Consider the following 10,591-nt stretch of genomic DNA (forward strand, 5'->3'; position numbering starts at 1 on the left):
ATATATAATTGCTCCATTATAAATGAGGAGAAGACACTGGTCAAGGATAAAACAGAATCAAAACTAATCCCTGTTTTTTTACCCTAAAACAAAAAGAATCAGAAAATTTAAGAAGAAACTCTCTTTTGTTTCTGAACAAAATCAGGAAAAAATTCTCTAACCATTGCCTCTATTTGGGAATAAAGAAACTTAAGAGAATCATTATTTTTAATCAGAAAATCTGCTCTCTCCTTTAATAAAGCGATCTCTTTCTCTGCCTCTTGCTTTTCATCTTTTAAAAAATCCCGAAAACCTTTAGTCTGATCGCCAAAATTTTCAGCCCGCTGAATCAATCTTTGGAAACGCAATTTGGCTGGAGCCTGAATAAAGACAATTTTTAAATTAGTTTTTTTATCAAAATTCTTTAAGTCATCTAAGCGTCTCACACCGTCAACAACAACTGCTTTTGACCTACACTTTTTTACATCTTGGCTAACTACATAAGATAAAAAATCATTACCAAAATTCTGGCGCAAAAGAGCTGAAAGTTTCTGTAAGTTTTCCCGGCTTTCTTTAACATAAATCCGCTGCAGAATGTCCCGCAAAACCTGGGAGAAGCGGAATATTTTAACTCCATACTTATTTTCTAAGTATTTGGCTACTGTGCCTTTTCCGCTGGCAATGGGCCCAACCAAAGCAATGATTGTTTTTTTCATTTTTTCTTTTTTAAGAAATCCTCTTTCTTCACCCCCAAACCATACTGTTCCATATCATCAAGCAAATCCTTTTTTTGCCATTCAGCTACCCAATCTTTTATTTTGTACTTTTTGATCTTTCCATTAGCCTGATGGGCGTAAAGCTCTTTTAAGCCAGCGTTAATAATCATTTTTTTACAAATAAAACAAGGGAAAGAATCTATAGGTGTTTCTCTAAACTTCTTATTTAGGCGGGCGGAATAAAGATACATTCTGCCACCCAAAATACTCACTCCGGCCCGAGCAGCATTAATTATAGCGTTTTGCTCAGCATGCACTGAACGACAAAGCTCATAGCGTTGACCATGAGGAATGCCTAATTCGTTACGCAAACAGTTCCCCCTTTCAAAACAATCCTTTATTTTTCTGGGAGCACCCACATAACCAGTGGCAATAATCTGATCATCTTTAACAATAATCGCTCCATGACGAGCCCGGAAACAGGTAGAACGCCTTGCCACTTCTTTGGCAATATTTATATAGTATTCATCTTTAGAAATGCGCTGAGGCATAAATTATTTTTAAAATAGTACATAAAATTTTCTTTGGCAATCTTTGGTTTTAAAAAACCTTATTTTTGACTATAATAGTCTTTGATGACTGAATGGGTAATTGATTACTATGATAAAATCTCCCCTTTGATACTGCCTTTTTTAAAGGGGAGACGCATAGGTATTAGGCAGATATTTGGCCAACAAATTATTTACCGCCGCCACACCGCTGACAAAAAACACTGGATCTATATTAACTCTCTCAAAGACCTAATGTTTTGGGTGCGCTGGCACGGCTGGAGCTATTTCCCCCACTTAGACGGGGAAAAAGACCTTTGGTTTGCAATGGATATCGATCGACGAGCAGTTGATTTCCAAGGAGTAAAAATAGCCGCTTTTGAGATGGCTAAAATTTTGCAAGAATTAAAAATTAAGTTTTTAGTCAAGTTTTCCGGCGCAAACGGGTTTCATTTTCTCTGGCGCTATAAAAAACCTTTAAGAGCAGGGGAGCATCTTTGCCGACGACCTTGGAAATTTGAACAGAGAACAATTGAATTTTTACAAAACACTCTTGAAGAAAGATTGCAGCGGTCAAAACACCGCCTTTATTTTTACCGTTTTATTAAGCCAACTGATCCCATTACTTTTTGTTCAGCTAATGATCCTAAAAACAAGCGATCAATTTTAATTGATGAATTTATTCTAAAACGCAGAGGCACAATTAGGGCCCCCTACTCTCTTCATGAGAAAAGCAAGCTTGTCTCTATCCCTTTAAAACCTGAAAACATTTTAGCTTTTAATCCCAAAAAAGAGACACAACCAGAAAAAATAAAAAAAGAAAAAAAGAAAGCTGTTTTGCCTTTTAATAATGCAGAAAAAATATACACTTTAATAAGAAAATTAAAGGAGAAATAAGAATGGCCCCTGCGCCGTGTAGGCGCAGGGGCCGGTGCCCTCAGATCTCGTTGCGGCGCAAAAACGCGCCGCAACGATCACACCGGTAAAGAAGCGGGTTGGGTCCCGCTTCCTTACCGTTGAGGGCGATTTTAACCCGTCGGGGGAGACGCTCTACGCGCCCCCCACACCGCGGGCAACGCCCCCCATTTCCACTCAAAGAACCCACCTCCTTTCTCTTGTATTTTGAAAATGAAATGAAGGCTATTTTTTCTGTACTGATTTAACTATTTCCTCAAATACATGGGGATAATCAAAAGCCAGCTCAGCCAATATCTTTCTGTCTAAAGCAATCTTGTCCTTCTTTAAGAGATGTATTACTTCTCTATAGTTTAAACCCATCTCCTTTGCCTTAGCATTAATGCGCATAATCCAAAGCCGACGCATTTCTCTCTTTTTGCGCTTTCTGCCAGCAAAACTTTGGCTCCAAGCTTTAAGCAAGGCTTCTTTAGCACGCCTGTACGAAGCCCGACGACTATGAATAAAACCTTTGGCAGCTTTTTTTACTTTTTTGTGTCTTTTGCGAGTGGCAACTCCGCCTTTAACTCTCGGCATAACTAAATTAGTTTTTTAATTTTTTTCAAATCGCTTGAATGAATTTTTTCTCTTCTATCCTTTCGATAACGTCTATTTTGCGAAGATTTTTTTGCTAAAAGATGGCGTTGCGAACCATGCAAACGCAAAACTTTTTTCTTTTTCAGACGCAATCTTTTAGCTAAAGATTTTAGGGTTTTTTGTTTAGGCATAACAAGCAGAAAGTATAAATTAAAGAAATATAAAAGTCAAACCCCCTTTTTTGCTCTCTAAGGAGAGAACTGAACCTGAACCACATTTCCTTGAATACGCACAGGCATCTCTATTTTGGCATTTATGCTTTGGACAACATCCTGAAGACGTTCAGAAGCTTCTTTTTTAAAGATATTCTCGCGTCCACGCAACATCATAGTTAAACGCACATGGTGACCTTTAGCCAAAAATTTCTTAACTTGCCTTTTTTTAGTCTCTAAATCGTGATCGCTGATATTGAAAGAAATACGTACCTCTTTAAGATCTTTTTGTTTTTTTTGTTTCTTCTTTTCCTTTTTTTGCTGTTGATAAATAAATTTACCATACTCAATAATCTTGGCAATAGGGGGGCGAGCCTGCCAAGCAATAAGGACCAAATCTTTTCCTTGCTCGCGCGCCTTGTCCAAAGCCTTTTCTTTTGACATCTCTCCTAAACGTTTGCCTGTTTCATCAACAACTAAAAGATAACTAGCTCTAATCTCTTCGTTTTTAAAATAGCGTTTAGCCATTTATTTAGTTTTAGTTTGTAACTTGGTTCGTTTAATAATAAAGGAAAGGCTTTTAGGTTCAATTTCAAAAAGAAAAGGGGATACAGCCACCACTTTTTTATTAACTAAAGCTTTAAGTTTTAGGCGCGAATTAACCTCCAGTATTTTGGGGTGAAAAATGCTGCCTTCTTGAGTTTCTTCCGAAGAAAGACGATTAAATATCTGCCACCACTTCTTTTTCACTTCAGTTTTGCCGGGGATAAAAACATCTAAATAGCCGTCAGTTGCTGAAGAAAGAATCTCTTCTTTGCTGGTTAAATTAACTCCTAAATTGCTAACCACAATCTTTCGCTCGCTTACTTCAGCACGAAAAAAACCATCAAAAGCTAAAACAATTATACCTTCTTTACTTGTTGGGGGAAAAATCTCTACCTGGGTAAGAATACGGTGACAACGGTTCAAAAAAACCGTGTCCAAAAGCTGAATCTTTCTTTGCGGCAAAACCTCAAGCGCCCCACGCCAATCCTCTACTCCTATTAAAGGCAGAAAAATGCTCTCGTTTTCAAGCGGAACTGCTCCTAAAACTGCCTCCTGATTTATCAAACCCTGTGCCACAGAATTTATTAAAGTATCTGAACCTACAGCTACAATAGTATGAAAATCTTTTTGCAAACCTATCTTTGCCAAACTCTCTGGTTTTTCAGCCAAAGAAAGAGTAACGAACTCTCCATCAATCTGCAATTCAGAAGCCCGAGCTTTTATTTCTTCTTCTATTTTTTCTATTTTCCTGTTTTGGGCTGGTTCAAAAATAAAGTAATACACAGGTTTTAACAATTAATTTAGAACGGACAAATAGATTGGAGAAAGTATAAAAATTCTAATCACTCTATACTTCTTACTCACTACTCTTGGATAGTTTCTTCCAACTCTTCCAAAGCTTCATCTTTTCTTCCTACTAGCTCTTCTTTATCTTCTTTTGAAGATACTTGTGATTCTACAGGCATCTCGCATTTGCCTACAAATTTAGCCCCGCTCTGAATCACTAAATCAGGAGCCTCTATATCCCCCTGCAGCTTGCCTTGAGAAGCAATTTCTAAACTTTCTGAAGCCTGTATATTGCCCAAAACTTCGCCTGATATAGTAATTTTGCGACCTTTTACACCACCTTCTACACAAGCCCCTTCGCCAATCAAAACATCAGCCTCAGAACTCACTTGACCATTAACTTTACCAAAAATCTGGATATTAGAAGGACTTTTAAGATTGCCTTTAATTTTGACATCAGCTCCAACAATTGTTTCTGACGCTGGTTGAGATCGTTCTTCTTCCATTGTTAAGTTTAGTTTCTCTTAGCTTAAATAAAAAAGAATAAGTTGGCAAGAGAAAAAAATCAAAACCCAATTTTTTAAAAATCATCCTGTTTTCTGTATTGCAAAGCCTCACTAAGATAGGAATTGGTAATTTTTTCACTACCTTCCAGATCAGCAATAGCGCGAGCAACCTTTAAAACACGGTGAAAAGCCCGTGCTGAAAGACCTAAGCGTTGAATAGCTTTAGCCATAAACTTCTTAGCTTCGTCAGAGAGAATACAAAACTTCTTAATCTCCTTGGCACCCATCTCGCTATTAAGAAAAAAATTAAAATTTCTAAATCTTTTTTTCTGAATTAAGCGCGCTTTTTTTACGCGATTGCGAATTTTGACCGAAAGCTCTCCTTTTGCCTCCTTTAAAAGCTCTTTGGTTTTTACAGGCGGGAGCTGTAGAAAAATATCAAAACGATCCAAAAGAGGACCAGAGATTTTTCTTTGATAACGCATAATTTCAGCGGTTGAACAAGTACAACTCTTATAAGGATTGCCTAAATTCCCGCAAGGACAAGGATTTTTTGCTGCTAAAAGAATAAAAGAAGCAGGGTATCTGTAAGTTGCTTTAGCTCTTGAAACTACCACGAATCTGTCCTCTAAAGGCTGGCGCAAGCTCTCCAGCACTCGACGATTAAACTCAGGCAACTCATCCATAAACAATACCCCCCGATGAGCTAAAGTCACCTCTCCGGGTTTAGCTTCTCTTCCTCCGCCAATAACCGCTGCTTCTGAAGCAGTATGATGAGGTGAACGAAAAGGCGGACGCACAATAAGACCTTTTGTCCGCAATAAACCTGAAGCCGAATATATCTGCGTCACTTCTAAAGCTTGATCAAAATCTAAATCAGGCAAAATTGAGGGAAGTGCCCGCGCTAAAAAAGTTTTTCCTGCCCCCGGCGGGCCACTCATCAACACATTGTGCCCGCCAGCAGAAGCAATCTCAAGCCCCCTTTTAGCTGTAAACTGTCCGGAGATAAGCGCAAAATCAACAGCAGCAAAATTTTTTTGAGAAAGTTTGATTCTGCCAGAAAAAGCCTTTATCTTTTTGCGACCCAAAAAATGATTAACTAATCCTTTAAGCGTCCGCACTGGGAAAACTTTAATTCCCTTTATCAAACTCGCTTCCCAAGCATTCCTTTCAGGTAAAAACAACTCTTTAAACCCCTTGCTTTTGGCTAAAATAGCAAAAGCTAAAACTCCACGTATTGAACGCAATCTGCCGTCTAAAGAAAGTTCACCAATTAAAAAAGATTTTTCAGGTGTGTCTAATTTTGTTTCTGATTTTAAAATCGCTAAGGCTATAGGCAAATCATAGTGAGAGCCTTCCTTTTTAATATCCGCGGGCGCTAAATTTACTATTATTTTATTTTGAGGAAAACTAAAACCAGAACTTACAAGAGCTGATTTTACTCTTTCTTTTGATTCCTCTACTGATTTATCTGGCAAGCCCACTATAGAAAACCCGGGCAGACCACGCGTAATATTGACCTCTACTTCTACCAATCTTGCTCCTAAACCTTCCAAAGAAGCAGAAAATATTTTCTTCATCTATAAACATTATACCACTTCAAAAAAGCAAAATAATAAACTCTAAAAAGTCTGTTTTTTAAGAAAAGAGCTTAATTGTTTTTCTGCCTCTTGTTCTAGATTAGAATAATTAAGCCAAATAATCTCTTTATCTCTGCGCCACCAGCTTAATTGGCGGCGGGCAAAACGGTGAATCGCTCCCTTTAAAAGAGCTACCGCCTCTTTAAGAGGCATTTCACCTAAAAGAGTAAGAGTAAGATAGCGGTATTCAAGGCCTAAAGAGATTAATTTTTCTTTAGGAACTCCCTGTTTCAGCAATTGCTTTACTTCATCTAACATCCCCTCCTGCATCCTCTCATCAACCCTCAGATCAATACGTTGGTAAAGCAATTTACGCGGCATCTTAATACCTAATTTCAAAGTATTAAACCTTTTTCTTTTTTTCCAAAAGTCCACAATGCTTTTGCCTGTTGAAAGCTTAACTTCAAGAGCGCGCTCTAAACGACGGGGATTATTTATATCTATGACTTTGTAAGCTTTACTATCAAGTTTTTTAAGCATATTTTGCAACTCAACCAGTTTTTTAGTGCTTAATTTTTTTCTAATTTTTGAGTCAATAGGTGGAGCAAATTTAAGGCCCCTTGTGACAGCGTCAATATAAAGCATTGAGCCGCCAACTAAAAAAGGGATTTTCCCTCTTCGGCTAATATCTTTAATTATCTTATCTGCCATTTTGCTAAACTGACCAGCAGAAAAAAGATCCTTTTTAATGTCAGCAACATCAATAAGCCAATGCGGTACCCCTTCAGCCAAACAATACCCCATTTCTCTTTGAAATCTGTTTCTATTTTTGGGTTTAGTATTTTCTACCTTGGCAGTACCAATATCTAAATCCTTATATACCTGACGAGAATCAGCAGAGATAATTTCTCCGTTAAATTTTTGCGCTAAAAAAATACCCAAGCTTGTTTTGCCTGAAGCAGTAGGCCCTAAAATAACGACTAATTTTTGCATATTTTAATTCTCTGATATTTAAAAAAGAAAATCAAAAATATTGTTTAAGAGAAACTAATTTTGGGTAATTTATCTATTCAATTGCTGAAAGATTTTCCTCTGAAAGTGCATTCTCGATTTCCTCTAAGTCCTCTCCCAAAAGTTCATTCTCTATAGAATCGAGCTCGTCAATTTCCTCTTCTACCCCCTTAACATCTGCCACAATTTCATCTTGGGCAGAAGTTTCTTCAGCTTGTTTGGTAGTAATTTGGGAATAGTTTCTGTTACGCAAGTACCAAATGCCCAAAACCAAACCACCAATAATAACAATTGCCACCAAAGTAATTTCAACAAGACGTACTATTTTTATTTTCATAATTATTTATTAGTTTTTGTTAAGAGGCATTATTTTCTAAAACTTCCTCTAAAGCGCTGCGAAATTCTCCCATTGTTTGACGAACTTTTTTAAGCAGATCTTTGGCTTTCTCCAAACCATTGTTTTCAAGAGCGGTTTCTGCTTGACTCAAATAACTTTTAGCCTCTTTGAGAATTGTTTCTAAAGAAGAAACATCCACATCGAGCTGACTAACTTTACTCTCTACTCGCGAAATAGCAGAACTCACCCTCTCTACAGCCTCAGCAAGTTTAGCTTTCCAAATCTGCCGTCGTTTTTGATACAAGAAAGTCCGCAGTACGCGAGTTGCTTCTCTAATCTTTTGCCCTACAGAGCGCAACTCTTTTGGAGTTAACTCGCCCTCTTTTAGTTTGGACTGTAAAGCCAATAAATCTTCTTTGGTGTTCTCTAACTGAGCCAAGGCTTCAGCTTTTTCTTGAGTACTAAAATTATGAGCTCTTTCAATAATAGTTTGAAATCGAGTGATAACACCTAAAGAGTGAGTAAGTGCTTGGGTAGAAAAGGTTTGAAATTTTCTTCTTGCCTCATCTTTGCTCTCTGCTTTTTTTTCTCTTATCTTGCTTGCTTCTGCTTTCCACTCATTCATATTTTGCACATACTCCCTAAGCCTGTCTTGATTTCTCTCCTCTTCTTGCTGAGTCTGTTGCAGAGCATTTTGCTCTCTTTCCTTTTCCCTTGTTTGCAAGTTTTCCTGTTCCGCTGTGTCTGAAGCTTCAGCTTTTTCTAAGGAACCTTGACAACAACTTTTCCCCTCTAAAACAAAAGGGACCATACCTACCAAAACCAAAACAAGCAAACCAAACAAAAGTCTTGTCTGTAAAAATGTCTTTTGCCTACTGCTTTTCATAATATTTTTTATTTTTTATTATAACATTTTTAACAAAAATTTATTCTATAGAAATCTTTTATCTAGCTCTATAGCGCTCTCCATAATCCCCATTCTCATCCTCTAAACCTGGTAAAGGCTTTTGTATTTCCCAAGACGACGGTCTGCTTCTTTCTTTTCTGCTGGCTGGCTCACGCTCATGAGTTTGGACACTGGGGTTATCACCTTCATCACCTTCATCTCCTTCGCTATTAAGCTTTTCCAAAGTAACTTTTCCCGGTTTAAACAAATGCCAATTTTCTTGGATGACTTCTGCTTTAGACAAATAAGCTTCTGTTTTCTTAGGCTCTATTATCCACTTTTCTACTAAATATTTTCCGGCATCACTCCCTGTTTTCACTCTTGAATACGTTGTGCCCCCGTATAAATCAAAAACACCTTCACCTTTTTTAGCTTCAGCAAAAATTTGGTATTGCAAAGAAACGCCTGATCCTGTAAATTCAAAAACCTCAATTGCCTCCATACCATCAGTAACAGCTCGATTTTTACGTGTCAGTACTAGAGGCTCCCTACTTTCTCCTCTATAAGAAACTTCCCATTTTACCCAACGTTTATTACCACCATATTTTTCTTGAGTCCAAAAAACTATTACCCGACCTTTATCGTCTCTTTTTATTTGATGCCTCTGATCTGTTGTCACCTTATAATTATTATACCATTCTTTGCATATCTTTTAAAACACTATGAGCAGCAAAATAATAAAATTGTAAATGCGGTACCTGTTCGAAAAAATTAGCGAAAGAGATCTCATATATCTATTTATCAGGCAATGTGTCATTCTTGACTAATCCAAAGTTTTCCACTTTTTCAACCTTTTGCAATATTCTCTCGATAATAAATTGCATCCCTTTAAGAGGTGATCAAGATAACTCTTACTTGGCTTTAGTCCATCTTCCACTTTGTTGGGTTTAGCAATATAGGTTACAGCCTTCACCTCTTCTCCGCTATCCAACTCTACTTTCACTTTTCTTCTATCGTAATGATCTGGATAGCCTTCATATCTATCAAGCTTTTTTGTATCTGCATCCTTAATTGTATAAAGGACACCCTCGACATTACTCCCTTCATCCTTTTCTATATTTGCATATCCCTCTTCGGGACTCCTAAAAGCAATTTTATTGAATTTTAACTTCCATCCTCTCAAGGTTGCATGTTCCTGTCTCGAGAAATCAATCCTTCTTTCTTTTTTCATACGACAGGGATTCATGTTTGAACCATAAGCAAAGTACTTCATATCTTTTCATCTTAACTATATAAGCAAATTGTCTAACTTGTTAGGGTAGCCTTTATTAAACTTGACCAAAAAACATCCCTTTGGCGGTGTCTGTTCGAAAAAAATCGAACTTTTTTGAATAAAATCCAGAAAATTTTGCGGATTGAATCCCACCCAGCGTTTCCGCCCAGCCGACCAAATGGCTGAGCAAAATAGAAAAAACGCGGAAACGCTCCCACCCCAACCGCGCCTGCGGCGCGGAGTTCGCAAAAGGGCAAAAATTCCTTCCCCCAGACCCCCTTCCTTTTTGCCCTTTTGCTTATTCGCTCGCTTCGCGAGCGCGGCGGCGGGGATTTTATGAATTAGGAGCGAAAACTATACTTTTGTTCGCGTTTCTGAAATGCCTGTTTTCCACCTTCAAGTATATCACAAACATGTTCTCGAATTCCTTGTTTATACAATACTTTGCTTTCCCCCTTAGCAACAAAACTATTCTCCAAAGCCCCTTGCACATATTCAAATGTATAAGTTTTATTTCTTGCTTTATCTCCGTCTTGATTTGCCACAATAACACATTCTGAATCTGCCCCAACAACCAAATTTGGATTATGTGTAGCAATAATAATTTGTCTTTCTTTTTTCTTGGTCTTTATAAATTTTACTAAATCATTATAAATAGAGCGATTATCAAGATCATCTTCTGGTTGATCTAGTAATATTGGACACTTGCTATTATCTAAT

Annotated in this window: 15 protein-coding genes; 1 reads left to right on the forward strand and 14 read right to left on the reverse strand. The window is 37.5% G+C overall.

Annotated features, from left to right (window positions below; translation table 11 throughout):
• Positions 1 to 107: 107 nt before the first annotated feature.
• Together J7K05_02005 and J7K05_02010 are read right to left on the reverse strand one after the other, a co-directional pair.
• Positions 108 to 695 (reverse strand): AAA family ATPase, encoded by a 588-nt coding sequence (locus J7K05_02005; protein ID MCD6194943.1) that lies wholly within the window; start codon positions 693 to 695, stop codon positions 108 to 110.
• Positions 692 to 1,246: a dCMP deaminase family protein gene (locus J7K05_02010; protein MCD6194944.1), complete on the reverse strand. Its 555-nt coding sequence runs from the start codon at positions 1,244 to 1,246 to the stop codon at positions 692 to 694. The genes J7K05_02005 and J7K05_02010 overlap by 4 nt, the downstream gene beginning before the upstream one ends.
• Positions 1,247 to 1,330: 84 nt before the next feature.
• On the opposite strand from J7K05_02010, the gene J7K05_02015 reads away from it, so the two are divergent.
• Positions 1,331 to 2,140 (forward strand): hypothetical protein, encoded by an 810-nt coding sequence (locus tag J7K05_02015; protein MCD6194945.1) that lies wholly within the window; start codon positions 1,331 to 1,333, stop codon positions 2,138 to 2,140.
• A 243-nt stretch (positions 2,141 to 2,383) separates the two neighbouring features.
• Here J7K05_02015 and rplT read toward each other — a convergent pair whose 3' ends face one another.
• The 12 genes from rplT to J7K05_02075 form a co-directional block, all read right to left on the reverse strand.
• Positions 2,384 to 2,734, reverse strand: a complete 351-nt coding sequence (rplT, locus tag J7K05_02020) for a 50S ribosomal protein L20 (GenBank protein MCD6194946.1) — start codon at positions 2,732 to 2,734, stop codon at positions 2,384 to 2,386.
• 2 nt (positions 2,735 to 2,736) lie between these two features.
• Positions 2,737 to 2,925 carry a 50S ribosomal protein L35 gene (locus J7K05_02025; protein MCD6194947.1) on the reverse strand — a complete coding sequence of 63 codons (189 nt, stop codon included), beginning with the start codon at positions 2,923 to 2,925 and terminating at the stop codon, positions 2,737 to 2,739.
• A gap of 57 nt (positions 2,926 to 2,982) precedes the next feature.
• Positions 2,983 to 3,474 (reverse strand): translation initiation factor IF-3, encoded by a 492-nt coding sequence (gene infC, locus J7K05_02030; GenBank protein ID MCD6194948.1) that lies wholly within the window; start codon positions 3,472 to 3,474, stop codon positions 2,983 to 2,985.
• Complete coding sequence (locus J7K05_02035; protein MCD6194949.1) at positions 3,475 to 4,275, reverse strand: hypothetical protein; 801 nt, start codon at positions 4,273 to 4,275, stop codon at positions 3,475 to 3,477.
• Between the two features lie 80 nt (positions 4,276 to 4,355).
• Positions 4,356 to 4,784, reverse strand: a complete 429-nt coding sequence (locus J7K05_02040) for a polymer-forming cytoskeletal protein (GenBank protein MCD6194950.1) — start codon at positions 4,782 to 4,784, stop codon at positions 4,356 to 4,358.
• A 74-nt stretch (positions 4,785 to 4,858) separates the two neighbouring features.
• Positions 4,859 to 6,364: a YifB family Mg chelatase-like AAA ATPase gene (locus J7K05_02045; protein MCD6194951.1), complete on the reverse strand. Its 1,506-nt coding sequence runs from the start codon at positions 6,362 to 6,364 to the stop codon at positions 4,859 to 4,861.
• A 42-nt stretch (positions 6,365 to 6,406) separates the two neighbouring features.
• Positions 6,407 to 7,357, reverse strand: a complete 951-nt coding sequence (miaA, locus tag J7K05_02050) for a tRNA (adenosine(37)-N6)-dimethylallyltransferase MiaA (GenBank protein MCD6194952.1) — start codon at positions 7,355 to 7,357, stop codon at positions 6,407 to 6,409.
• Positions 7,358 to 7,430: 73 nt separating this feature from the next.
• Positions 7,431 to 7,712: a hypothetical protein gene (locus tag J7K05_02055; protein ID MCD6194953.1), complete on the reverse strand. Its 282-nt coding sequence runs from the start codon at positions 7,710 to 7,712 to the stop codon at positions 7,431 to 7,433.
• Between the two features lie 19 nt (positions 7,713 to 7,731).
• On the reverse strand, positions 7,732 to 8,598 hold the full coding sequence (locus J7K05_02060; GenBank protein MCD6194954.1) for a hypothetical protein: 867 nt from the start codon (positions 8,596 to 8,598) through the stop codon (positions 7,732 to 7,734).
• Positions 8,599 to 8,656: 58 nt separating this feature from the next.
• A complete protein-coding gene (locus J7K05_02065) occupies positions 8,657 to 9,277 on the reverse strand; it encodes a hypothetical protein (GenBank protein ID MCD6194955.1) in 621 nt (206 codons plus the stop codon).
• A 144-nt stretch (positions 9,278 to 9,421) separates the two neighbouring features.
• Positions 9,422 to 9,871, reverse strand: a complete 450-nt coding sequence (locus J7K05_02070) for a gamma-glutamylcyclotransferase (GenBank protein ID MCD6194956.1) — start codon at positions 9,869 to 9,871, stop codon at positions 9,422 to 9,424.
• Between the two features lie 341 nt (positions 9,872 to 10,212).
• Positions 10,213 to 10,591: hypothetical protein (locus J7K05_02075; protein ID MCD6194957.1), on the reverse strand; the 379-nt coding region annotated here is incomplete at its 5' end.

The sequence above is a fragment of the bacterium genome, from assembly GCA_021157605.1.
In the GTDB taxonomy this organism is placed as follows: Bacteria; Patescibacteriota; UBA1384; order JAGGWG01; family JAGGWG01; genus JAGGWG01.